This window comes from Citrobacter sp. Cf072, from assembly GCF_030334485.1.
GTDB classification, from domain to species: Bacteria; Pseudomonadota; Gammaproteobacteria; order Enterobacterales; family Enterobacteriaceae; genus Citrobacter; species Citrobacter freundii.
The window spans coordinates 470133-494667 of the sequence record NZ_JAOWDX010000045.1 but is presented as its reverse complement, the minus strand read 5'-3'; the positions used below and the strand labels follow the sequence as shown (position 1 = coordinate 494667).

The window sequence follows — 24535 nt, the reverse complement described above, 5'->3', positions numbered from 1 at the left end:
TTTTCATCTCAGTGTGACCTGGTGAACGGGATATTCACCGTAAACCCGCTAGAATAGAAACGTTGTTTCGAAATTCACCTGCACTAAGGAGATCTCATGGCCTGGTTTGCCAATCCTGAACGTTACGAGCAGATGCTCTATCGCTACTGTGGGCGCAGCGGTTTGCGCTTACCCGCGCTATCGCTGGGTTTATGGCACAGTTTTGGGCACGTTCAGGCGCTGGATTCACAGCGAGCCCTGTTGCGTAAAGCATTTGATTTAGGCATCACGCATTTTGATTTAGCCAATAACTATGGGCCGCCACCAGGCAGCGCAGAAGAGAATTTTGGCCGATTACTGCGCGAGGATTTTGCACACTATCGCGATGAACTGATTATCTCCACCAAGGCAGGCTATGACATGTGGCCAGGGCCATACGGTTCTGGCGGTTCGCGCAAATACCTGCTCGCCAGCCTCGATCAGAGCCTGAAACGCATGGGCCTCGACTATGTCGATATCTTCTACTCGCACCGCGTCGACGAAAATACGCCAATGGAAGAGACCGCCTCAGCCCTGGCCCACGCCGTACAGAGCGGCAAAGCGCTGTATGTCGGCATCTCATCCTATTCGCCAGAGCGTACGCAAAAAATGGCCGAGCTGATGCGGGAATGGAAAATTCCCCTGCTGATCCACCAGCCGTCTTACAACCTGCTTAACCGCTGGGTAGACAGCAGCGGCCTGCTGGATACGCTGGAATCCAATGGCATGGGCTGCATCGCCTTTACGCCACTGGCTCAGGGACTACTGACGGGGAAATACCTCAACGGCATTCCGGAAGGTTCACGCATGCAGCGTGAAGGGAAAAAAGTTCGTGGGCTGACGGAAAATATGCTGACGGAAGAGAATCTTAACAGCCTGCGGTTGCTCAATGAGATGGCGCAACAGCGTGGACAGTCGATGGCACAAATGGCCTTAAGCTGGCTGCTAAAAGACAACCGGGTGACTTCGGTATTAATTGGCGCCAGTCGACCGGAGCAACTGGAGGAAAACGTTCAGGCGTTGGCGAACCTGACGTTCAGCACCGAAGAACTGGCGCAGATCGATAAGCACGTCGCGGACGGTAAGCTGAACCTGTGGCAGGCCTCATCTGACAAATAGCCGTATGTAACATCGTGCCGGGTGACAGCGTTAGCCTCCCCGGCACGTAATACGGGCCAAACAGTCCCCTTCACACCTCTTCCGCTTTGATCTCCGGGCGTTGATACTCCGGCCACACCAGCGCGACAAGCGCGGGATAAGCCTCCAGACTGAACTCCCTGAAACACTGACGCAGGTTGAGCACGTCCAGGTCGGCATGCGGGACCTTCTCACCGCTCAAACAGCGCTTTTTAATATTGTCGTAATATTTATACACCGCAGAGTTGAGATCGCTACAACGCCGCTGCGCATCAAATAATCCAGGTGTCTCATTCAACTCCACCATTGTCATCCGCTTGATCGTGGAGTGGATAAAATCGATATATTCGTGATTAACGCGCCAATACCAGACCGGCGTAATCGAATTCATCAATACCGAGAAATGGTCCTCGCCTTCTTCTTTACTCAGCATTTCCGGCTGGTTTTCAGAGTGCCCATTTTCGGCATGTCGGTTTTTATTTGCACTGCGCATTAACAAAAGTACCCCGCAGGTCAGCAATAGCAGGGTAATAACAGAATAAAATATACTGTTCATATACTGGCTCCATTTTTTTTGATTTTAAAATTACGCCATGCTATTGTCAACGCGGCCTGGTTTATTTAAAACAACATATCATTGGCATCAAAGGATATTTCAACATGCTTCCCGAGCATCTTGTTCCCTCGCACTTTCACTTATCCAGCCCCGCTACCAATACCAATCCCGTAGATAATAGTGAAAATTTGACTCAGGGAAAGAGAACATTAAGCGATTACGAATCTGATATTTTGATTAGCTCAACGGCTACCGGTCAATCACGAAATATGCTATTTGAAGAGTGCGACCGTCATTTAAAAGAGCGTCTGTTTCGTGCAGCAAAAATTGAGTCATTCTCTCGCCTGCTCAATTCACTACAAGCAGAAGGCGATATTAACGCACAAGAATTAAGTAAAATTTTGACTCAAAAAACAGCCATCATAAATGAACAGGGCAACAAAATTTGGCTTAATTTAATTACGCGTGAAACCAGCGACCCTATTTTTTATTCTCTGGAAAAGAAATAAAATGAAAGATGTTGAGGATAACAATGTTTATTTGGCTTTAGATAACCATAAAAGCGATGAGTTTGTCTTAAAGCAAAATTTAGCCGTGTTGATTGCCAATAAAAACGCGACGCTGGAAAGCGTTGCTCAGGAGATAGTCTCTATTCCCGCTGCACTGGTGCGGATGAAATGGCAAAATCGGCGTGAAATTTACACGCTACAGGCTAAAGAAGAGATCTACGGTGCCGCGATCGAAGCCATTATGGAGCAGCAACCAGAACTGCGGGACAAAATCATGGCCCGACTGGAAAGCACCTACCAGCATATACTCGCACGGGAAACGGCCACCTTACGCCTGACACGAAAGCTGTCTGAAGGGAACTACGAACCCACCAGGATAACCACGGTCGCGTTAGACGAGAACAGATAAGAACAGGTATGCGAGGGAGTTGAATCAGGAGATGCACGCCGGGTAAGGCGGCAACCATTACCCGGCAATGAGGAGGATTACTTCGCTTTCACAGTCTCTTCGCCAACCAGACCAATCTTCAGGAAGCCCGCCTGATGCAGCGTATCCATAACCTTCATCATGGTCTCATAATCAACGGTTTTATCTGCCCGGAAGAAAATGGTGGTGTCTTTCTTCCCATCTGTCAGTGCATTTAACTCGCTAATCATGGTGTCATCCGTCACCTGATTGTTGCCAATAAACATACTTTTATCGGCTTTAACAGATAGGTATACCGGCTTTTCCGGACGCGGCTGCGGCGTGCTGGTGGAGGCAGGAAGATTCACTTTCACATCCACCGTTGCCAACGGTGCGGCCACCATAAAAATGATCAATAAAACCAACATAACGTCGATAAACGGCGTCACGTTGATTTCATGCATTTCACCGTTATCGTCCAGGTTTTCATTAAAGCTCATTGCCATGGAACATTATCCTACACGTAATTTCTGCGCTGCACGTACCGGATGCGCGGATGCGCTTGCGTTCAGGTCCAGATCGCGACTTTGCAGTAACAGCACCTGTGCCGCGACATCACCCAGCATCGCTTTATAGCTGCCAATCTGACGTGCGAAAATGTTGTAGATAACAACCGCTGGAATTGCTGCGACCAGACCAATTGCGGTCGCTAACAGCGCTTCTGCGATACCCGGCGCAACAACGGCCAGGTTGGTCGTTTGAGTTTGTGCAATCCCGATGAAGCTATTCATGATGCCCCATACGGTACCGAACAGACCGACGAATGGAGAGATAGCCCCGATGGTGGCCAGGTATCCGTTACCACGTCCCATATGACGACCTACCGCCGCCACACGACGCTCCAGACGGAAGCCGGTACGCTCTTTAATGCCTTCGTTATCGTCACTGCCTTCTGACAGTTCCAGCTCGTTTTGCGCTTCGTTAATCAACTGTGCGCCCAGGCTTTTGCCATCGAATCCTGCGGCAATCTCACTTGCCTGATCTAAAGAGCGGGCTTCCGCCAGCAGTTGCTGTTCACGCTTAAGGCGGCGTTTCTGAGTAAAGAACTCAAGGCTCTTACTAAAGAAGATAGCCCAGGTGACCACTGACGCCAAAATCAGCCCAATCATCACGCACTTAACCACGATATCGGCGTGCTGATACATACCCCAGACGGAAAGATCCGTCTGCATCAAATTATTACCCACTCTGTATCTCCAGGACGCAAATCACAAAATCTGAGCGTAATGATATCAAAAAGACGTCGAATTGATAGTCGTTCTCATTACTATTTACATATTGCCGCACCTTTGGTTTCTTTTCCTTGCGCTTACGCAGTAAAAAAGTCACCAGAAGCATTTTGAGATTATTTTCTACTGTATGACCGTTCTGCAGGATGCGTCATCTTTGATTCATGGTAGTTTAGACATCCAGACGTATAAAAACAGGTAAGACAACATGGCAGATAAGCAACTTGAAACCAAGCTCGTTCACGCAGGACGCAGTAAAAAATACACGCTGGGCTCGGTAAATAGCGTGATCCAGCGCGCTTCTTCGCTGGTGTTTGACACCGTGGAGGCCAAAAAGCAGGCCACACACAACCGTGCCAACGGTGCGCTTTTCTATGGACGTCGCGGAACCCTGACGCATTTCTCTCTGCAGGAAGCGATGTGCGAACTGGAAGGCGGCGCGGGTTGCGCCTTGTTCCCTTGCGGTGCGGCTGCCGTTGCCAACACCATCCTCGCTTTTGTCGAGCAAGGGGATCATGTGCTGATGACCAACACCGCCTATGAACCCAGTCAGGATTTCTGCACCAAAATTCTCGGCAAGCTTGGCGTGTCCACCGGCTGGTTCGATCCGCTGATTGGCGCCGATATTGTGAAGCACATGCAGCCGAACACCAAAGTCGTATTTCTGGAGTCGCCCGGCTCTGTCACCATGGAAGTGCATGATGTTCCGGCAATTGTTGCCGCCGTCAGAAGCGTAGCACCTGACGCAATCATCATGATTGATAACACCTGGGCTGCCGGAGTGCTGTTCAAAGCGCTGGATTTTGGCATCGATATTTCTATTCAGGCAGGCACCAAATATCTGATTGGCCATTCCGACGGCATGGTCGGAACGGCGGTATCTAATGCCCGCTGCTGGGATCAACTTCGCGAAAATGCGTATCTGATGGGGCAAATGCTGGACGCCGATACCGCCTATATGACCAGTCGTGGGCTGCGTACGCTGAGTGTACGCCTGCGTCAGCACCATGAAAGCAGCTTAAAGGTCGCCGAGTGGCTGGCCAGCCATCCGCAGGTCGCCCGCGTGAACCACCCGGCACTGCCCGGCAGTAAAGGGCATGAATTCTGGAAGCGTGATTTCACCGGCAGCAGCGGCCTGTTCTCCTTTGTATTGAATAAGAAACTCAATAATGAGGAGCTGGCCGCGTATCTGGATCACTTCAGCCTGTTCAGCATGGCCTACTCCTGGGGCGGTTTTGAGTCGCTGATTCTCGCCAACCAGCCGGAACACATTGCGGCAATCCGTCCGCAAGGCGAGGTGGACTTCAGCGGAACGCTCATCCGTTTGCATATTGGTTTAGAGAATGTTGACGATCTGATTGCCGATTTGGCCGCAGGATTTGCCCGAATCGAGTAAAATTGCCACAGATAGACATATATGCAGACACTTCTGGTGGAAAAGTCTGCAATTGTTGCGTCCGGGATCAAGGCATCCCGGGCAATTCAGGAGTACAATCCACATATAAACGCTGTTCCACAGGAAAGTCCATGGTAGTCATTCAAGATATTGTCTCCGCGCTCTGGCAACACGATTTTGCCGCACTGGCGGATCCGCACGTTGTGAGCGTGGTGTACTTCGTCATGTTCGCCACACTGTTTTTAGAAAATGGCCTGCTGCCCGCCTCCTTTTTACCCGGAGACAGCCTGTTATTACTGGCAGGAGCGCTGATCGCTCAGGACGTGATGAGTTTTTTACCTACCATAGCTATTCTGACTGCCGCAGCCAGTCTGGGCTGCTGGCTGAGCTACATTCAGGGACGCTGGCTGGGCAACACGCGCACGGTGAAAGGCTGGCTGGCGCAATTACCTGAAAAATACCATCAACGCGCTACCTGCATGTTTGACCAACACGGGTTGATGGCGCTGCTTGCCGGGCGTTTCCTGGCGTTCGTCCGTACCTTGCTGCCAACGATGGCGGGCATTTCAGGGCTTCCTAACCGTCGGTTCCAGTTTTTTAACTGGCTGAGCGGACTGCTGTGGGTCACCGTCGTTACCAGTTTCGGCTATGCGCTGAGTATGATCCCGTTCGTCAAACGTCATGAAGATCAGGTGATGACCTTTTTAATGATCCTGCCGATTGCCCTGTTAACCGCAGGTCTGTTGGGAACGCTGTTCGTGGTAATTAAAAAAAAATACTGTAGCGCCTGAGTATTATCCGTATGCCGGAGTCACTCCGGCATTTCATTGATGGCGCACAGCTAGCTTTAAAGCCGACAAGAAATCAACTCCCCTGCATCATACGAATTCTTGCCGCATCTTCCCCCGGCGTTACGCCAAAGAAACGTTTGAACTCCCGACTGAATTGCGATGCGCTCTCATAGCCGACGCGCATTGCAGCCGCACTGGCCTTCATTCCATCGTGGATCATCATCATCCGTGCTTTATGCAGGCGATAGCTCTTCAGATATTGCAGCGGCGAGGTACTGGTCACCGCTTTAAAATTATGATGAAACGCCGATACGCTCATGTTCGCCTCTGCCGCCAGCTGTTCTACATTGAGGTTTTCGGTGTATTTGGTTTCAATCCGCTTGAGTACCCGGCTTATCAAACTGAAATGCGTCTGGCGACTTACCAGCGCAAGTAACGCGCCACCGCGCGGCCCGGTCAGCACATGGTAGAGGATTTCGCGAATGATCTGTTTCCCCAGAATACGCGCATCCAGCGGTCGCTCCATCACATCCAGCAGGCGCTCAGCAGCACAGAGAATTTCGTCTGAGAGCGTCGCGGAGTTAATCCCACTGGCAGCCATAGCGGGCTGGAACAGCTCGTCTTCCCCAATGTCCATCAACAGCTCCTGCAGTTGCAGGATATCGACATTCAGGTAAATACCGGCCAGAGGAACCTCCGGCGTCGCATACGTTTCACATTCGAAGGGTAAAGGTACGGTTAGCAGCAGGTATTCGTTGGCGTCATAGCGAAATACGCGCTCATTAATGTAACCAATTTTATGTCCCGAAAAGAGAAATATGATGCCTGGCTGATACATGACTGGTGTACGCGCCGCCGGCTCCGTACCGTGTAGCAGGCGGACATCTGGCAGCAGTTCGTTAAGTTTATTTTCATTGTTTTTCAGATGCTTAATTTTATCTGTCAGCAGAAGGCAGATCTCATCACGGTTCATGGGGCACCATTTCATTATCGTTTTTCGACCCTGACATAATGCGCAGATTTATCCGTTTTCTCCAGCAGTCTGTAGAAATGGGCAAGACATCGGCAGAAATGAGCATTGAGAGCAGCGCGGCGGGCGACCACAATGTTCATCATCCGGCAGACACTCTCCTGCCCTCTTTTATTACCCACCAAAGGGAACGAGCAATGAACAACTTTAATCTCCATACCCCAACACGTATTTTGTTTGGTAAAGGCGCGATTGCTGAGCTGCGCGATCAAATTCCTCAGGACGCTCGCGTGCTGGTTACTTACGGTGGCGGCAGCGTGAAAAAAACAGGTGTCCTGGCACAGGTTCAGGACGCGCTGAAAGGCCTGGACGTGCTGGAGTTTGGCGGTATCGAGCCAAACCCGTCTTATGAAACGCTGATGAACGCGGTAAAAATCGTGCGTGATGAGAAAGTGACGTTTCTGCTGGCAGTAGGCGGCGGTTCCGTGCTGGACGGCACCAAATTCATCGCGGCTGCTGCACAGTACGCTGACGGCATCGATCCATGGCGCATTCTGGAAACCCACGGCAACGACGTAACAAGTGCCATCCCGATGGGCTCCGTATTAACCCTGCCTGCAACCGGCTCTGAATCTAACTCCGGCGCGGTAATTTCGCGTAAAACCACCGGCGATAAACTGGCCTTTATGACCCCGTTTGTGCAGCCAGTATTTGCCGTACTGGATCCGGTTTACACCTACACCCTGCCGCCACGTCAGGTTGCAAACGGCGTCGTGGATGCGTTCGTTCATACCGTTGAGCAGTATGTGACTTATCCGGTCGACGGGAAAATTCAGGATCGCTTTGCCGAAGGCATTCTGCTCACACTGGTAGAAGAAGGTCCGAAAGCCTTGCAGGAACCGGAAAACTACAACGTGCGTGCGAACGTCATGTGGGCGGCAACCCAGGCGCTGAACGGTCTGATTGGCGCAGGGGTACCGCAGGACTGGGCAACGCATATGCTGGGCCATGAGCTGACTGCAATGCACGGTCTGGATCATGCTCAAACACTGGCCATCGTTCTGCCTGCGCTGTGGAATGAAAAACGTGATACCAAGCGTGCCAAACTGCTGCAATACGCAGAGCGTATCTGGAATATCACCGAAGGAAGCGATGACCAGCGCATCGACGCCGCCATTGCCGCAACCCGCGCTTTCTTCGAACAAATGGGCGTACCGACTCGCCTGTCTGACTACGGTCTGGACGGTAGCTCCATCCCGGCGCTGCTGGAAAAACTGCAAGCGCATGGCGGTACGAAACTGGGCGAACATCAGGACATTACGCTTGAGGTCAGCCGTCGGATTTACGAAGCTGCCCGCTAAGGTTTTTTAACCTCCGCCTTTCGTTTTTGGGTATTTATACCAGACTTAAGTCACACCTATGTCACCGGAGTATGTTCCGGTGACAGTCATTAAGGGGAGGAATTATGACCACTCCAACCATTATCAAACTACAGGATGGTAATGTCATGCCGCAACTGGGCCTGGGGGTCTGGAAGGCAAGCAACGAAGAAGTCATCACTGCCATTCATAAAGCGCTGGAAGTGGGGTATCGCTCAATTGATACCGCGGCAGCGTACAAAAACGAAGAAGGTGTCGGCAAAGCAATACGTGACGCAGGCGTGCCACGGGAAGAGTTATTCATTACCACCAAGCTGTGGAATGATGACCAGAAACGCCCCCGGGAAGCCTTGCTCGAAAGCATGGAGAAACTCCAGCTTGATTACCTCGATCTGTACCTGATGCACTGGCCAGTTCCGGCGATCGACCACTACGTTGAAGCGTGGGAAAACATGATCGACCTGCAAAAAGAAGGGCTGATTAAGAGCATCGGCGTGTGCAACTTTCAGATCAACCATCTCCAGCGGCTGATGGATGAAACCGGCGTACCTCCGGTGATTAATCAGATAGAACTTCACCCGCTCATGCAGCAGCGCCAGCTGCACGCCTGGAACGCCACACATAAAATCCAGACCGAATCCTGGAGCCCGCTGGCGCAGGGCGGCAAAGACGTCTTCGATCAAAAGATAATCCGTGACCTCGCAGAGAAATATGGCAAATCACCGGCGCAGATTGTCATCCGCTGGCATCTGGATAGCGGCCTGGTGGTGATTCCGAAATCGGTCACCCCTGCGCGTATCGCAGAAAACTTTAACGTCTGGGACTTCCGCCTGGATAAAGATGAATTAGGCGAAATCGCGAAACTCGATCAGGGCAAGCGTCTGGGGCCAGACCCGGACCAGTTCGGCGGTTAACCCCTTCCCTCCAGCCCGACACTCTCGTCGGGCCTTTACTGATTTGAAATATCAGGAAACAATTCACGCACATATATTCTTGTATTTCTTGCAGTCACTGGAGCAGCATTGCGCAACATAACCTGTTAATTATCAAATAAATATATTTATTTGATGAATGTATTCACCATATCCATAGGTGCGTAACCGTGACTGAGAAAAAAGCTAGCGGAGTCAAATGGCTCCCATTAATTCTTATAACATTCATTTCTGCCGGGCTGTGGCAACTTACCCCTCCATCCGGGTTAAGTGCGCCAGCCTGGCATTCGGCAATTATCTTCGTTGCGACGATTGCTTCTATCGTGGCAAAAGTTTTACCCATCGGCGCGGTCGGCATTATTGGGATTACGGTTTTTGCACTCGCCTATGCGGCCGGGGATAAAACCGCCAGCGGCGCTATCACCACAGCGCTAAGCGAACTGAACAGTTCACTTATCTGGCTTATCGTCGTGGCTTTTATGATTGCCCGCGGTTTTATCAAAACTGGCCTCGGACGACGCATTGCGCTGCAGATGATCCGTCTGCTCGGCAAGCGCACGCTGGGACTCGCCTATGGTCTGGCTTTTGCCGATCTGATCCTCTCCCCGGCAATGCCGAGTAATACAGCACGCTGCGGCGGCGTCATCTATCCGATTGCCGACTCTCTGGCACGCAGTTTCCATTCGAACCCGGAAGATGAGTCCCGCAGTAAAATCGGTACCTTTCTTATCACCAGCATTGGCAACGTCAACGACGTCACCGCCGCGCTCTTTATGACCGGTTATACCGGCAACCTGTTGGCGGTGAAGTTGGCGGCCAATGCGGGCGTCACGCTGACCTGGGGCAGCTGGTTTATGGCGGCGCTGCTGCCATGCCTTGTGTCCTTACTGCTGGTTCCACTGCTGGTCTACTGGATCGTGCGCCCGGAAATAAAGCACACGCCGGATGCCCCGAACCTGGCGCGCAAAGAGCTGGCTGAAATGGGCAGTATGTCTCGCGGCGAATGGCTGATGCTGGTTACCGTCGGCGTACTGCTGGTGCTGTGGATTTTTGGCGATACGTTAGGCGTCGACGCCACTACAGCCTCGTTCGTGGGACTGTCCATTTTATTGCTAAGCGGCGTTCTGAGCTGGGAAGATGTGAAAAGCGAGAAAGGCGCATGGGACACGCTGATTTGGTTTGCCGCACTGCTGATGATGGCGAACCAGCTGAAAAAACTAGGTTTCACTACCTGGTTTGGCAATCTGATCGGCGATAGCCTGAGCAGTACTATGCACGGTACCAGTTGGGTGATCGTCCTGTTGCTGCTGAATGCCGCCTACTTCTATACCCACTACTTTTTTGCCAGCGGTAATGCACAGATTGCCGCGCTGTACGCCGTTTTCCTCGGCGTCGGACTGCATCTGAATATCCCCGCAGCCCCCACGGCGTTAATGCTGGCCTTCACCAGCAGTTTGTACTGCTCGCTCACCCAGTACACCCACGCTCGCGGTCCAATCCTGTTTGGTGCCGGGTACGTTCCAACGGGCGTCTGGTGGCGCACAGGATTTATCATTAGCTTGTTTAACCAGGCGGTGTTTATCACCGTAGGTCTGATGTGGTGGAAGGTGTTGGGTCTGTACTAAACTAACTGCGCCCTGACGAATCACCTTACCTGCGGAGAAAAGGAATGACCTGTATTTTCTGTCAAATTGTTGAAGGTAAAGCACCCTGCCATAAGGTCTGGGAAGACGAGCACCATCTGGCTTTTCTGTCGATTTTCCCGAACACCGACGGTTTTACCGTGGTGATCCCGAAAAAGCATTACCCCAGCTATGCCTTCGATATGCCGCCGCAGGCGTTGGCTGACCTGATGATGGCAACCCAAAAAGTGGCTAAGAAACTGGATAAGGCTTTCCCGGATGTCAGTCGTACGGGGATGTTCTTCGAAGGTTTCGGCGTAGACCATGTGCACAGCAAATTAAGCCCCATGCACGGCACTGGCGATCTAACTCACTGGAAACCGATTGAGTCGCGGCAGACCAAATTTTTCGAGCAATATGAAGGGTATCTGTCATCACACGATCATGAACGGGCGGATGATGCAAAACTGGCCGCATTAGCGGCCAGAATTCGTGAGGCATAAATACTGAGCACTTCTGCCGGATGGCGGTGCAAGCACCTTATCCGGCCTACAAAACTGTGCTGCTCGTAGGCCTGATAAGCATTTCACCACCGGGCAAAGCAAATTAACGTCCCGCTACTTTCCCGCGTTTTTTGTTTGCGGCAGGGGTCTGGCGCTGGTGCGCCACCGGGGTGTGCTTGGTCAACGCCGGACGGGTATGACGATTCTGGCGACGTGCTTCGCGCATCTCTTCCAGCGTAGGCGCCGGAACCAGACATTCACGACGACCGCCGATCAGATGCTTTTTACCCATGTCTTCCAGCGCCTGGCGGATTAACGGCCAGTTAGCTGGATCGTGGTAACGCAGCAGGGCTTTATGCAAACGGCGCTGCTTATCACCTTTCGGCACCACCACGTCTTCACTCTTATAACCAATTTTACCCAGCGGGTTTTTCCCGGTGTAATACATGGTTGTGGAGTTCGCCAGCGGCGATGGATAAAAGTTCTGCACCTGATCCAGACGGAAACGACGTTGTTTCAGCCACAGCGCCAGATTCACCATATCCTCGTCACGCGTACCCGGGTGCGCGGAGATGAAGTACGGGATCAGGTACTGTTCTTTACCCGCCTGTTTAGAGTAGGTATCGAACAACTCCTTAAAGCGATCGTAGCTGCCCATCCCCGGCTTCATCATCTTCGACAGCGGGCCTTCTTCAGTATGCTCTGGCGCAATCTTCAGATAGCCGCCAACGTGGTGGGTCGCCAGCTCTTTGATATAGCGCGGATCTTCAACCGCGATGTCATAGCGCACACCGGAAGCAATGAGGATCTTTTTAATGCCTTTCAAATCACGCGCCCGGCGATAAAGGTTAATCGTCGGTTCGTGGTTGGTATCCATATGCGGACAGATATCCGGGTAGACGCATGACAGACGACGGCAGGTCTGCTCCGCACGCGGTGACTTACAGCGCAGCATATACATGTTCGCCGTTGGGCCGCCGAGGTCGGAAATCACGCCGGTAAAGCCCGGAACGGTGTCGCGAATGGCTTCGATTTCATTGATGATCGAGTCTTCAGAGCGGCTCTGGATGATGCGGCCTTCGTGCTCGGTGATCGAACAGAACGAACAGCCGCCAAAGCAGCCACGCATAATGTTGATCGAGAAACGGATCATCTCATAGGCCGGAATGCGGCTGTCGCCATACGCCGGGTGCGGCACGCGCTTGTACGGCAGCGCAAAGACGCTATCCATCTCTTCGGTAGACAGCGGAATAGCTGGCGGGTTGATCCAGATGTAGCGATCGCCGTGCTTTTGCATCAGCGCACGCGCGCAGCCAGGGTTGGTTTCGTGGTGCAGGATACGCGACGCATGCGCATACAGCACTTTATCGCCCTTCACTTTTTCAAAGGACGGCAGCAGCACGTAGGTTTTTTCCCACGGTTTCGGACGCGGCGGCTGTACGGTTACCGCTTTCGCTTCCTGCTTTTTCGGGGCGACCGGTTTGTTGTCGGCACACGGCAGATCTTCGCCGTACGGATGCGGGATCGGATCAATCTTGCCCGGCGTGTCGAGACGCGTGGAATCCACCCCACTCCAGCCCGGCAGCGCTTCTTTAACCATAATCGCGGTGTTACGCACGTCGCGGATCTGATCGATGGTTTCGCCCATCGCCAGACGATGCGCCACTTCTACCAGCGGACGTTCGCCGTTGCCGAACATCAGCATGTCGGCTTTGGAATCCACCAGAACAGAGCGACGAACGGTATCAGACCAGTAGTCATAGTGCGCGGTACGGCGCAGGCTGGCCTCAATGCCGCCGAGAATAACCGGCACATCTTTCCATGCTTCTTTACAACGCTGGGTATAGACCAGCGTGGCGCGGTCCGGGCGTTTACCTGCTACGTTGTCTGGTGTGTAGGCATCGTCATGGCGCAGTCGGCGATCGGCGGTATAACGGTTGATCATCGAGTCCATGTTGCCTGCGGTCACACCAAAGAACAGGTTCGGTTTACCCAAACGCATAAAATCGTCTTTGTTGTTCCACTCCGGCTGGGCGATAATCCCTACACGAAAGCCCTGCGCTTCCAGCATACGGCCGCATATTGCCATGCCAAAGCTGGGATGATCGACGTATGCATCGCCGGTAACCAGAATGATGTCGCAGCTATCCCAGCCAAGTTGGTCCATTTCGTCGCGTGACATCGGCAAAAACGGTGCCGGGCCAAAACAGGCAGCCCAGTACTGCGGCCAGGAGAAAAGGTCTCTGTCCGGCTGGATCAGGGATATTGCGCTCATAATGCTTCCAAAAATGGTAAAAAAATAATCAAAGGCCGGGGATTATACGCTGTATGTCGACAAGAAATGAAGTGGAGTCTGAACCAGGGCAGTAGAAAGTTATATAAATTGTTAAATTTTACGACGCTCATTTTTATCAATCATAATTAACACCATGCCGACCAGCTGAGATAACTCTTTTTCGGCGGGGGATTTTTCATTGCGACTCAACGATTCACTGCATATTTCCCAGCTACGGGTTGTTGTTCACTTGTGTGGGTTTCTGGTTCTTCTCTACAGCTTTTCTATGCTGCCACCGATGGCCATCGCTTTGTTAAACAAAGAGCGGAGCTTGTTCGCTTTTTTCAGCACATTTATGACTTTCTTCACCCTCGGCGGCGGGGCGTGGCTGGCAACCAAACATGCGGGTATTCAACTGCGAACACGGGATGGTTTCGTTATTATCGTCCTGTTCTGGCTGTTGTTTTCGTTTATCAGCGCGATGCCGATGTGGATGGACGATGGCTTAAACCTCTCCTTTGCGGATGCCCTGTTTGAAGGGGTTTCCGGGATTACCACCACGGGCGCAACGGTAATTGGCGACGTCAGCGCGATGCCGAAGTCGTATCTCTACTATCGGGCCCAGCTCAATTTTATTGGTGGCCTGGGTGTTATTGTCCTCGCCGTGGCGGTATTACCGCTTTTGGGTATCGGCGGCATGAAGCTGTATCAGTCTGAAATGCCGGGTCCCTTCAAAGAAGAACGGCTCACTCCAAGGCTTGCCGATACTGCACGTACGCTGTGGCTGACCTATGTCATTCTGGGTCTTATCTGTACCCTGGCCTACTGGGCTGCCGGGATGTCGTTATTCGATGCCTTATGCCACGGGCTGTCGACGGTTTCTCTCGGCGGATTTTCCACTCGCAGTGAAAGCATCGGCTTCTATAACAGCCATGCGATCGAGCTGGTCGCTGGGGTGTTTTCCCTGTTGTCTGCGTTTAACTTCACCCTCTGGTACGTGGCTATCGTGAAACGTACCTTCAAACCCTTTCGTCGTAATGCCGAACTGCGTTTCTTTTTGCTTATTGCGTTGGTTGTCACTCTGATCGCCACCTGGCAAGTTTGGCGGGCAGGCATGTACGGATTAACGGACAGCCTGGTGCATGCTTTTTTTCTGGCAAGTTCGATGCTGACAGATAATGGCCTGTCGACGGCGGATTATGCGCAGTGGCCTTCGCACACGATCTTCATGCTGCTCAGCGCCAGTTTCTTCGGCGGTTGTGTGGGATCGACCTGCGGGGGGATTAAGGTGCTGCGTTTTTTGATTATGTTCAAGCAGTGCCGTCAGGAGTTACACCAGCTCGCGCATCCCCGTGCCCTGCTGAACATTAAAGTGGGCAATAGCATGGTAAGCGACCGGGTGGTGCGTTCGGTATGGAGCTTTTTCTTTCTCTACGTTTTGTTCACCAGCTTTTTTATCTGGGCGCTCAATCTGATGGGCTACGATCTCTTCTCCTCTTTTGCCACCGTCGCCGCCTGCATCAACAATATGGGGCTAGGATTTGGCGTCACCGCCACAACATTTGGCACCTTAAATGAGGAAGCAAAGCTACTGATGTGCGCGGCTATGATCATGGGGCGTCTGGAGATTTACCCCATTCTGATCCTGTTCTCGCGCATGTTCTGGCGGGCATAACGGAAATCCCGGCGCATTACGGCGCCGGGTTCACCAACATCTGTCCGATTGAGCCACGATCTGCCATTTCCAGCGTCTGGCTATTAAAGTAGAACGGGAAATGGGCCCAGGAAGGCTGTCCGTAATAAACCAGTAATTCAACCTGGCCGTCAACCCAGACGGTATCTTTCCAGCCTCTGTCTTCAGGGAACGGCATCGCGCCATTCACATTACGGATTAGGAACGAGACGCCTTCTATATGGAAGGACTGGGGCATATCCGCCCGCACCGTCCAGCGCTCCCAGGAGCCCTGCTGCGCGGTAATATCCATACGATTGACGTCCCACAGCTGACCGTTGATGCCAGGGTCATCGTCCAGGCTGATATCACGGCTGCGAATCGGCGAACCGCTGAGGATTTCCGTTGGCAGCAGGCGCATTGGCAGGCTGTCAGTCACCAGCGGCAGAAGCCCCGTTGGACGCAGAGTCAGCACCAGCGTGGAGATGAGAATACTGGAAGGCTCAAAGAACCCGCGGATTCTGTCGACAATACTGGCTGCCTCGCCACAGGTGATAGAGACCTCATTACCGTTCGTCATATCCACCAGGATCTCACGACGCTCGCCAGGCGCCAGCGAGAGCTGCTTCACCGAAACGGGTGCAGGTAAAAAACCCTGATCGCTGGAAATCACATGCAGTGCACGGCCATCGCTCATTTGCAGCTGGTAACGACGCGAGTTTGAAGCGTTCAGTAAACGCAAGCGCACCCAGCCGCGGGAGACTTCGACATACGGGCTTTGCGCCCCATTGACCAGCAGCGTATCACCGACAAATCCACCGCTGCCGGGCTCGCTGTATTCCGGCGTGCCAAAGTTGTCCAGCCGCTTGTCCTGGATAATGACCGGAAAATCATCCACGCCATAGTGGTTGGGAATAGACAGTGATTTACTCACTTCATCTTCAACCAGCCACATCCCGGCAAGGCCGTTATAGACCTGCTGAGCAGTACGATTTGGCGTATTGGCGTGATACCACAACGTGGCGGCATTCTGGCGAATCGGTAGCACCGGCGCCCAGTCAGCATTCGGGGACATCATGCGCGCCGGGCCGCCCATCAGCGGGCCTGGTACCTGTAACCCGGCGACGGTCATCGAGACATTCTCAGTCAGACGGTTGCTGTAGATAAGCTTGACGTCATCCCCTTTCCAGACGCGAATTGTCGGTCCCAGGTAGCGGCCGTTAATTCCCCAGACAGGTGCGCGCGTGCCTTGTGTAAAGGACCAGTGCGCACGTTGCAGCGTCATAAATAGCGGCTGCCCCCGGCGGGATTCCAGCAGCGGAGGCACAGGTAACGGTTGTTGCTGACCGGCAGCATTAGCCTTCAGCGGAACAGCACCTGCACACAGTGCGATCCCCGATGCCTGAATGAACTGACGCCGACTGAATGACATATAAACTCCATAAAAAACTGGCTATTAACACGCAGGAAGTCATTTCCTGTAAAAAACCCGAATTGCGCGGATTAAACCTTACCGGCGGCTTCCCGCTCAGCAACTTCTTTATCGAGCTCTGCGATTTTTTGTTCCATCAACGTGCGGCAATGTGCTGCCAGTTCACGAACCTGATCTTTGCCAAAGTGGCTAATATCCACCGGCGGCAACATCTCGACAATCGCCAGACCATTATTGAGTCTGTTTAATTTTATCTTGTTCGAGGTTGTGGAAACGCATACCGGAATGACCGGGACACCAGCAGCAATCGCTGCATGGAACGCGCCGGTTTTAAACGGAAGCAGACCGCGACCGCGGCTACGCGTTCCTTCCGGGAACATCCAGATAGAAATGCGGCGTTTTTTGAAATGATTCACCACGGCAGCAATGGTGCTGTGCGCTTTTGCGCGGTTATTTCTGTCAATCAACAGGTTACCGGTTAACCAGTACAGCTGCCCGAAGAAAGGGATCCACAGCAGGCTTTTTTTACCCACCGTCACCGTCGGCGGTTGAACGATATTCGCAGCAGTAACCATGTCATAGTTGTTCTGATGGTTACAAATATAGATAGCATTACCATAGTTCTGCGCGTCTGCCGGCATGCGGCACTCGACCTTCAGACCATAAAGGGGAGCCAGGCGGCCAAACATATGACCGAACGTTGCAACGTGTTTTGGATTTCGCGGGCTGAACAGACAGTATATGCAACCGAAAATACAGACCAGAACGCAGTAAATAACAGTAATAATTAAACGAAAAATATATAGCATAACAACCTCTAAGGCCTAAGAGCCTGGCATTTTACGTCACCTGATTCATCACGCGGTATCAGGTTAGGGCTTTGTTAAGGGCGGCTCTCTGGAAAAGCGTATTGTTAATCGCAACGCACGAATAAACAACGGTTTCACGGGAATTTTTAACGTTGGCTCTCCCTGGGCTTTAACAGGGAGAGCCGGACGGTAGCGTTATTCTTCGCTGTCGCCGTGACTGGCGCGTCGAGGCGAGTCAATCTCAATGCTGTCGATACGCTGCAGACCACGCATTAGCGTGCCGCGACGGCCGCGCTCGCCGGTCACTTTCTGCAACTCTTCGGGACGCAGTTTGATTTTGCGCTTACCGACGTGGATAGTCAGCGTGCTCTGCGGCGGCAGCACGTAAAGTTGCGCCAGACCATCCTCGCCTTTCGCCGCTTCCGCTGAAGGGATATTAATGATCTTGTTCCCTTTGCCTTTCGACAACTGCGGTAAATCGCTCACCGGGAACATCAACATGCGACCAGCCTGAGTAATCGCCAGCAGCATATCGGTTTCATCTTCAATCACCACCGGCTGCATGACGCGCGCATTCTCTGGCAGCGTAATCAATGCCTTACCTGCACGGTTACGTGCTACCAGGTCATTGAAGGTGCAGACAAAACCATAGCCCGCATCCGATGCCATCAGCAGTTTCTGATCATCGCCTTCCATCAGCATGTGCTCAACCGTCGCGCCCGGCGGCAGAGTGAGCTTCCCGGTCAGCGGTTCACCCTGACCGCGCGCCGACGGCAGCGTAATCGGATCGATGGCATAGCTGCGGCCGGTCGAGTCCACGAACACCACCGGCTGATTGCTCTTACCCTTCACTGCCGACTTAAAGCTGTCGCCCGCTTTATAGCTTAATCCCGGCGCATCGATGTCGTGGCCTTTCGCGCTACGCACCCAGCCACTCTGGGACAACACAATAGTCACCGGCTCAGACGGCAGCATGTCGTGCTCGCTCATCGCCTTCGCTTCTTCGCGCTCCTGCAACGGAGAACGACGATCGTCGCCATAGGCCTCAGCGTCAGCCTGCAGCTCTTTCTTCAGCAGGTTATTCATTTTACGTTCAGAAGCCAGAATGGCCTGCAACTGATCGCGCTCTTTCGCCAGTTCATCCTGCTCGCCGCGGATTTTCATCTCTTCGAGTTTGGCAAGATGGCGCAATTTCAGCTCAAGGATGGCTTCAGCCTGGGTTTCAGAAATACCAAACCGCGACATCAGCTCTGGCTTAGGTTCATCTTCATGACGAATAATTTCGATTACTTCGTCAATATTGAGGAACGCCACCAGCAAGCCTTCAAGGATGTGCAGGCGCTTGAGCACTTTTTCCAGACGATAATTCAGGCGGCGGCGCACGGTATCGCGGCGGAACGCCAGCCATTCGGTGAGGATCTCCAGCAGGTTTTTCACCGCCGGACGACCATCAAGACCGATCATGTTCAGGTTGATGCGGTAACTTTTTTCCAGATCGGTGGTGGCAAACAGGTGGTTCATCACCTGCTCCATATCCACGCGATTGGAGCGCGGGACAATCACCAGACGAGTCGGGTTTTCGTGATCCGATTCGTCGCGCAGGTCGTCTACCATCGGCAGCTTTTTATTGCGCATTTGAGCAGCGATCTGCTCCAGCACTTTTGCCCCGGAAACCTGATGTGGCAGCGCGGAAATCACCACCGCGCCGTCTTCTTTCGTCCATACCGCACGCATACGTACGGAGCCGCGTCCGTTTTCGTAAATCTTACGAATCTCCGCGCGCGAGGTAATGATCTCCGCTTCGGTCGGGTAATCCGGCCCCTGCACGATATCCAGCAACTGATCCAGCGTCGTTTTCGGCTGCTCAATCAGAGTAATCGCTGCTTTTGCCACTTCACGCAGGTTGTGCGGCGGAATGTCCGTTGCCATACCAACGGCAATACCGGTCGTACCGTTGAGCAGAATATTTGGCAGACGCGCAGGCAGCATCTTCGGCTCCTGCATGGTGCCATCGAAGTTCGGCACCCAGTCCGACGTGCCCTGACCGAGTTCACCCAGCAGGACTTCCGCATATTTAGACAGGCGGGATTCGGTATAACGCATCGCCGCGAAGGATTTCGGATCGTCCGGCGCCCCCCAGTTCCCCTGCCCGTCAACCAGCGGATAACGGTAAGAGAACGGCTGCGCCATCAGCACCATCGCTTCATAGCAGGCGCTGTCGCCGTGCGGATGGTATTTACCCAGCACGTCACCGACGGTACGGGCGGATTTTTTAAATTTGGCGCTGGCATTCAGCCCCAGTTCGGACATCGCGTACACGATGCGACGCTGAACGGGTTTCAAACCATCGCCAATAAACGGCAACGCCCTATCCATGATGACGTACATGGAATAGTTCAGATAGGCGTTTTCCGTGAATTCATGCAGCGCCAGGCGCTCTGCCATATCGCTCATTAATCGTGGTTCCTCAACTTTGTACCCCTCTATTGAAGGGCAATATTGCCGCAGATACTACCCTATCTGGCGTGTTGAGTCACAAAGAAAAGGGCCGCGAATGCGGCCCTGATGGGGATTACTTAGCAACTTTGGTAATCTGTTTCACGTCGATTTCAACGGAGTTCCAGTCTTTATCCACTTCACCCTGGATTTCAACCACATCCTGCGGTGTGACGGTTACGCCGTTCCAGCGCTTGTGGTCGATATCCACATTCACTGTGCCGGTCGCATCTTTAAACACATACAGGTCGTCGGAAATACGCTCAACGATGTTCCCGCGCAGGGTAACCCAGGTGTCATCACGCAGTGATTTGGCGCTTTCTACTGTCGTGCTGCTACCGTTAGGGCCGACAAATCCGCCGTTTTGGCTCTGCGTAGTGGTTGTCGTTGGCCCAGAGAAGCCGCCCTGCTGAGCTGCCAGAACAGGTGCGGAACACAGTGCCATTACGGCAACCATTGCAGCTAATTTTTTCATCGTCATGTCTCCCTTTCATGTTGGTTTACGACTATTAAATAAGTTAATCCTTAACAAGTTCTTAAGGCAAAAAAAGATACTTTTTTTACTGTACAGAGACTGTAGCCACAGGTTTACTGACTGCAAATGAGTTATCGCAGGGAAGAACATATGCGTATTTTACTGATCGAAGATGACACGTTGATTGGCGATGGCCTGAAAACAGGTCTGAGTAAAATGGGTTTCAGCATTGACTGGTTTACCGAAGGCCGCCAGGGGAAAGAAGCACTCTACAGCGCACCTTATGATGCGGTAATCCTCGACCTGACACTGCCAGGCATAGACGGACGGGACATTTTGCGCGAATGGCGAGCTAACGGGAAGCAGGAGCCGGTACTGATTCTGACCGCTCGCGACGCGCTGGCGGAACGCGTTGAAGGCCTGCGCCTGGGCGCAGATGACTATCTGTGTAAACCCTTTGCGCTAATCGAAGTTGCTGCCAGACTGGAGGCGCTGGTGCGTCGTGCCAGCGGCCAGGCCAGCAACACATTGCGCCATGGCCAGGTAACGCTCGATCCTGGCGCATTGGTCGCCACGGCGGCGGGTGAACCTTTGTCACTCAAACCTAAAGAGTTCGCGCTGCTGGAACTGCTGATGCGCAACAAAGGTCGCGTCCTGCCCCGCAAACTGATTGAAGAAAAACTGTATACCTGGGACGAAAATGTCTCCAGCAATGCGGTTGAGGTCCACGTTCATCACTTACGCCGTAAGCTCGGCAGCGACTTTATCCGTACCGTGCATGGCATTGGCTACACCCTGGGTGACGCATGAAACTCACACAACGCCTCAGCCTGCGCGTCAGGCTAACGCTTATTTTTCTGATTCTGGCATCAGCCACCTGGGCCGTATCCAGTTTTGTGGCCTGGAGGCAGACTACCGATAATGTCGATGAGCTGTTTGATACCCAACTGATGCTGTTCGCCAAGCGGCTTAGCACGCTGGATATCAGCGATGTCACCACCTCAAGCAATATGGCCCGCACGCCAAAGAAACTGAAGCATGGCCATATTGATGACGACGCACTGGCGTTTGCCATCTACTCCACCGACGGCAAAATGGTGCTACACGATGGCGATAATGGCCAGGATATTCCCTACACCTACAGCCGGGAAGGGTTTAGCGACGGCCAACTCAGGGGCGACAGCGATTCCTGGCGCTTCCTGTGGCTGAATTCCGCTGATGGAAAATATCGCATTGTGGTGGGCCAGGAGTGGGAATATCGGGAGGATATGGCGCTGTCGATCCTTACTGCACAATTAACCCCGTGGCTGGTTGCGCTGCCGCTGATGTTGCTGATCCTGGTGGTCATGCTGAGTCGCGAACTCAAGCCGCTAAAAAAACTGGCGCAAGCTCTGCGCTGGCGCGCCCCGGAATCAGAAGAGCCGCTCGACCCGAAAGGTGTGCCAAGCGAAGTGCGCCCGCTGGTTGAATCGCTAAATCAGCTGTTTACCCGCATCCACTCAATGATGGTGCGTGAACGCCGCTTCACTTCTGATGCCGCCCATGAGCTGCGCAGTCCGTTGACCGCGCTGAAGGTGCAAACCGAAGTGGTGCAACTGTCAGACGACGACCCGCAAACGCGGGAAAAAGCGCTGGCGCAGCTACATGCGGGAATTGAACGCGCCACCCGACTGGTCGATCAGCTCCTGACGCTTTCGCGCCTCGACTCCCTCGATAATCTTCAGGATGTGGCGGAAATTTCATTGGAGGAGCTACTGCAATCCGCGGTGATGGATATCTACCACCCGGCCCAGCAGGCGCACATTGACGTACGTTTGCAGATTAACGCACACAATATTATGCGCACAGGCCAGCCGCTGTTGCTGAGCCTGATGGTACGAAATCTGCTGGATAATGCCATTCGCTACAGTCCGCAGGGGAGCATTGTGGAAGTGACGCTCAACGCCCGCAATTTCAGCGTCAAAGATAATGGTCCTGGCGTTGCGCCGGAGGTACTTACACACATTGGTGAACGTTTTTATCGTCCACCGGGACAAAGCGTGACCGGCAGCGGTCTCGGCCTGTCAATTGTCCGCCGTATCGCAACACTGCATGGAATGTCAGCCTCGTTTGGCAACGCACCGGAAGGCGGGTTTGAAGCTAAGATCAGTTGGTAGACCAGACTTAGTGGCAATTTAAATAACGCCCCCAAAAAAGCCACCAGCCGAAGAAAAGGCAGGTGGCTATCGCGAGACAAGATAACCAGAAATCAAACATTCTTCGGACATAGAGTTTTCTGATGAGGATAATGATAAGCGGTGTAAGCAAAAAAAAGGCTGCAACGGCAGCCTGCAAACTGCGGTTATCGTTTGACACGACAGGTATACTACAAATTGAGTCATCCAGTTCAAGCATCCAACTGTATTTATTGAAGGCAAAAAATGTGTCGGTTAACCAATATGCAAGGACTATGTATATAAACACTTCAAGTATGGATATTATTTTTTCTTTTAACATATATAATTACTCTCTAAGTAATGTTCTGATATGTTCTCTTATTTCCAGCAATCTCATACCATAGGATATATAGTTATAGTCTTCTGTACCTCGTTTGGGTAGATTTCTTATTAATCGGATGAAATCGTCTAAACGCCTTTGAACTCCCCGATTATACCTCACACCTGCCATTATGTATTGCTCATCGGTCATATAAAGTGTTGCTACATCAGGATAATCATAGAGAATAAGATCTCTCAAATAATTTGCTGTAACACGCAAGTTAAAATCATCCTCCATGAGACAAGTTGCTAACTCCAACTGATCCCTGGTAGTCAGTTCCGAAGGATCAAGACCAAATGTAACAGCCGCAACGCGTATCTGTGCTGCTACCGAACCAAATGATGTTTTATCTATAGGCTTATTCGCCAACCCGATCATTCTTTTAGCTTCAAAAACTTGAAATTTAAAATTTTCAGGCATTCCTCCTGATTCAATCCATGCTACTGCACCAAGCAGGTCAGAGCGTATCCCCGCAGCATTAGCATGATTAATGATTTTATCTCTGTTGTATTGTACATATGCATCTTTATAGGCATTCAAATAAAAAACTCCTGAACGACCACGCGCATCATTTCTACCCAACTTCCAAAATAAAACATCAATTTCATCCCATTTCCGAAATTTTGTCTGTGGGATAGTACAGAAACGGTTTTTCAACACAAAATCAGTTTTCATTGTCAAAAAATCCTTTCATCCCATAAGCTATATGATTCAGTACCGGCAATAAGATGTTTCCATGTAATATTTTTATAACTCAGCATAACAATTTCCTCTGGTTGATTACCAACATGAGTTAGCACATGAGGATAGCAGGATGAGATGTTAGACAAATAAACTTCCTGTAACTCAATAGAGTAAAATCTTTCAATACCACCACCGGAGGCGGTTCTATAAAAGTCAAATACAACCGATAATTTTTCATTTTCAGATATCGCAGCACTTAACAAGGGTGATGACTTATCTATCGGTTTATAAAATTTCACAGGATGATGTAAAACATTATGCTCTCGACTAATAGAATGATCGAATTGAAGGACAAAAATTTCATCAGTGTGATTTATTTGGTATTTATTACCAATAGAAGCAGATGTTCCACAACCAGCAGAAATCATGCCCTGCTTTTCACCGGTAACAGTCGCATATATAATATTGGCCATTGTTATCCCCCAGTATGTTGATGTTTTTGGAAAACTAGCCACAGCATTTTATTCCTTCACTAGGATAAAAAATCTCTCCCCCTATCAGTTACACACATTTCAGAATTCATTTAGCCTTATACTCAGCTAATCACTCTTGGCTCGCAAAAAATTATTGCTATAAACGCAAAAGA

24 protein-coding genes are annotated in these 24535 nt (G+C 51.8%); 12 read left to right on the top strand and 12 right to left on the bottom strand.

Translation table 11 applies throughout. The features are described 5' to 3' along the window. Positions 1-96 precede the first annotated feature (96 nt). On the top strand, positions 97-1137 hold the full coding sequence (locus OGX66_RS14735; RefSeq protein WP_003024497.1) for an aldo/keto reductase: 1041 nt from the start codon (positions 97-99) through the stop codon (positions 1135-1137). 70 nt (positions 1138-1207) lie between these two features. Here the strand turns inward: OGX66_RS14735 and OGX66_RS14730 are convergent, their stop codons facing one another. Next, entirely contained in the window at positions 1208-1711 is a 504-nt protein-coding gene (locus tag OGX66_RS14730; RefSeq protein ID WP_003024499.1) for an ESA_00282 family adhesion-associated protein, read from the bottom strand. Between the two features lie 104 nt (positions 1712-1815). Here OGX66_RS14730 and OGX66_RS14725 point away from each other — a divergent pair, with 104 nt between their 5' ends. Both OGX66_RS14725 and OGX66_RS14720 read left to right on the top strand, forming a co-directional pair. After that, positions 1816-2220: a hypothetical protein gene (locus OGX66_RS14725; protein ID WP_003838181.1), complete on the top strand. Its 405-nt coding sequence runs from the start codon at positions 1816-1818 to the stop codon at positions 2218-2220. A gap of 1 nt (position 2221) precedes the next feature. Further along, positions 2222-2629: a hypothetical protein gene (locus OGX66_RS14720; protein WP_003838178.1), complete on the top strand. Its 408-nt coding sequence runs from the start codon at positions 2222-2224 to the stop codon at positions 2627-2629. Positions 2630-2706: 77 nt separating this feature from the next. Here OGX66_RS14720 and exbD read toward each other — a convergent pair whose 3' ends face one another. Next, positions 2707-3132 (bottom strand): TonB system transport protein ExbD, encoded by a 426-nt coding sequence (exbD, locus tag OGX66_RS14715; RefSeq protein WP_003024505.1) that lies wholly within the window; start codon positions 3130-3132, stop codon positions 2707-2709. 6 nt (positions 3133-3138) lie between these two features. Further along, positions 3139-3873, bottom strand: a complete 735-nt coding sequence (gene exbB, locus OGX66_RS14710; protein WP_003024507.1) for a tol-pal system-associated acyl-CoA thioesterase — start codon at positions 3871-3873, stop codon at positions 3139-3141. Positions 3874-4123: 250 nt separating this feature from the next. Here exbB and metC point away from each other — a divergent pair, with 250 nt between their 5' ends. Both metC and yghB read left to right on the top strand, forming a co-directional pair. Continuing rightward, entirely contained in the window at positions 4124-5311 is a 1188-nt protein-coding gene (gene metC / locus OGX66_RS14705; RefSeq protein WP_003024509.1) for a cystathionine beta-lyase, read from the top strand. Between the two features lie 131 nt (positions 5312-5442). Next, a complete protein-coding gene (gene yghB / locus OGX66_RS14700) occupies positions 5443-6102 on the top strand; it encodes a DedA family general envelope maintenance protein YghB (protein ID WP_003024510.1) in 660 nt (219 codons plus the stop codon). 73 nt (positions 6103-6175) lie between these two features. On the opposite strand, the gene OGX66_RS14695 is transcribed toward yghB, so the two are convergent. Then, complete coding sequence (locus OGX66_RS14695) at positions 6176-7075, bottom strand: AraC family transcriptional regulator (protein WP_003024513.1); 900 nt, start codon at positions 7073-7075, stop codon at positions 6176-6178. A 194-nt stretch (positions 7076-7269) separates the two neighbouring features. On the opposite strand from OGX66_RS14695, the gene yqhD reads away from it, so the two are divergent. The 4 genes from yqhD to OGX66_RS14675 all read left to right on the top strand — a co-directional run bounded on the left by yqhD (position 7270) and on the right by OGX66_RS14675 (position 11508). After that, on the top strand, positions 7270-8433 hold the full coding sequence (gene yqhD, locus OGX66_RS14690) for an alcohol dehydrogenase (protein ID WP_003838168.1): 1164 nt from the start codon (positions 7270-7272) through the stop codon (positions 8431-8433). Between the two features lie 104 nt (positions 8434-8537). Next, positions 8538-9365: a 2,5-didehydrogluconate reductase DkgA gene (gene dkgA / locus OGX66_RS14685; RefSeq protein WP_003024520.1), complete on the top strand. Its 828-nt coding sequence runs from the start codon at positions 8538-8540 to the stop codon at positions 9363-9365. A gap of 188 nt (positions 9366-9553) precedes the next feature. Further along, complete coding sequence (locus OGX66_RS14680) at positions 9554-11008, top strand: DASS family sodium-coupled anion symporter (protein ID WP_286511750.1); 1455 nt, start codon at positions 9554-9556, stop codon at positions 11006-11008. Between the two features lie 44 nt (positions 11009-11052). Beyond that, positions 11053-11508, top strand: coding sequence for an HIT family protein (locus tag OGX66_RS14675; RefSeq protein ID WP_003024529.1), 456 nt, complete (start codon positions 11053-11055; stop codon positions 11506-11508). Positions 11509-11611: 103 nt separating this feature from the next. Here the strand turns inward: OGX66_RS14675 and OGX66_RS14670 are convergent, their stop codons facing one another. Further along, positions 11612-13783, bottom strand: coding sequence for a YgiQ family radical SAM protein (locus OGX66_RS14670; protein WP_003024532.1), 2172 nt, complete (start codon positions 13781-13783; stop codon positions 11612-11614). A gap of 199 nt (positions 13784-13982) precedes the next feature. Here OGX66_RS14670 and OGX66_RS14665 point away from each other — a divergent pair, with 199 nt between their 5' ends. Then, on the top strand, positions 13983-15458 hold the full coding sequence (locus tag OGX66_RS14665) for a TrkH family potassium uptake protein (protein WP_286511749.1): 1476 nt from the start codon (positions 13983-13985) through the stop codon (positions 15456-15458). A 16-nt stretch (positions 15459-15474) separates the two neighbouring features. Here the strand turns inward: OGX66_RS14665 and ftsP are convergent, their stop codons facing one another. From ftsP to OGX66_RS14645, 4 genes are all read right to left on the bottom strand, one after another. After that, a complete protein-coding gene (gene ftsP, locus OGX66_RS14660; RefSeq protein ID WP_003024538.1) occupies positions 15475-16887 on the bottom strand; it encodes a cell division protein FtsP in 1413 nt (470 codons plus the stop codon). Positions 16888-16958: 71 nt separating this feature from the next. Then, a complete protein-coding gene (plsC, locus tag OGX66_RS14655; RefSeq protein ID WP_003024540.1) occupies positions 16959-17696 on the bottom strand; it encodes a 1-acylglycerol-3-phosphate O-acyltransferase in 738 nt (245 codons plus the stop codon). 195 nt (positions 17697-17891) lie between these two features. Then, on the bottom strand, positions 17892-20150 hold the full coding sequence (parC, locus tag OGX66_RS14650) for a DNA topoisomerase IV subunit A (RefSeq protein WP_003024543.1): 2259 nt from the start codon (positions 20148-20150) through the stop codon (positions 17892-17894). Positions 20151-20268: 118 nt separating this feature from the next. After that, positions 20269-20667 (bottom strand): YgiW/YdeI family stress tolerance OB fold protein, encoded by a 399-nt coding sequence (locus OGX66_RS14645; protein WP_003024544.1) that lies wholly within the window; start codon positions 20665-20667, stop codon positions 20269-20271. A 150-nt stretch (positions 20668-20817) separates the two neighbouring features. On the opposite strand from OGX66_RS14645, the gene qseB reads away from it, so the two are divergent. Beyond that, a complete protein-coding gene (qseB, locus tag OGX66_RS14640) occupies positions 20818-21477 on the top strand; it encodes a quorum sensing response regulator transcription factor QseB (RefSeq protein WP_003024547.1) in 660 nt (219 codons plus the stop codon). Beyond that, positions 21474-22823, top strand: coding sequence for a quorum sensing histidine kinase QseC (gene qseC, locus OGX66_RS14635; RefSeq protein WP_044713728.1), 1350 nt, complete (start codon positions 21474-21476; stop codon positions 22821-22823). The genes qseB and qseC overlap by 4 nt, the downstream gene beginning before the upstream one ends. A 7-nt stretch (positions 22824-22830) precedes the next feature. Here qseC and OGX66_RS14630 read toward each other — a convergent pair whose 3' ends face one another. The 3 genes from OGX66_RS14630 to OGX66_RS14620 are packed head-to-tail and all read right to left on the bottom strand — an operon-like array spanning position 22831 to position 24362. Further along, positions 22831-23163 carry a DUF2645 family protein gene (locus OGX66_RS14630; protein WP_044713727.1) on the bottom strand — a complete coding sequence of 111 codons (333 nt, stop codon included), beginning with the start codon at positions 23161-23163 and terminating at the stop codon, positions 22831-22833. A 6-nt stretch (positions 23164-23169) separates the two neighbouring features. Beyond that, positions 23170-23880 (bottom strand): hypothetical protein, encoded by a 711-nt coding sequence (locus OGX66_RS14625; RefSeq protein WP_048232789.1) that lies wholly within the window; start codon positions 23878-23880, stop codon positions 23170-23172. Positions 23881-23882: 2 nt separating this feature from the next. Continuing rightward, the gene (locus OGX66_RS14620; RefSeq protein ID WP_049002562.1) at positions 23883-24362 is read right to left on the bottom strand and encodes an Hcp family type VI secretion system effector; all 480 of its coding nucleotides are present in this window, start codon (positions 24360-24362) and stop codon (positions 23883-23885) included. Between the last annotated feature and the right edge of the window lie 173 nt (positions 24363-24535).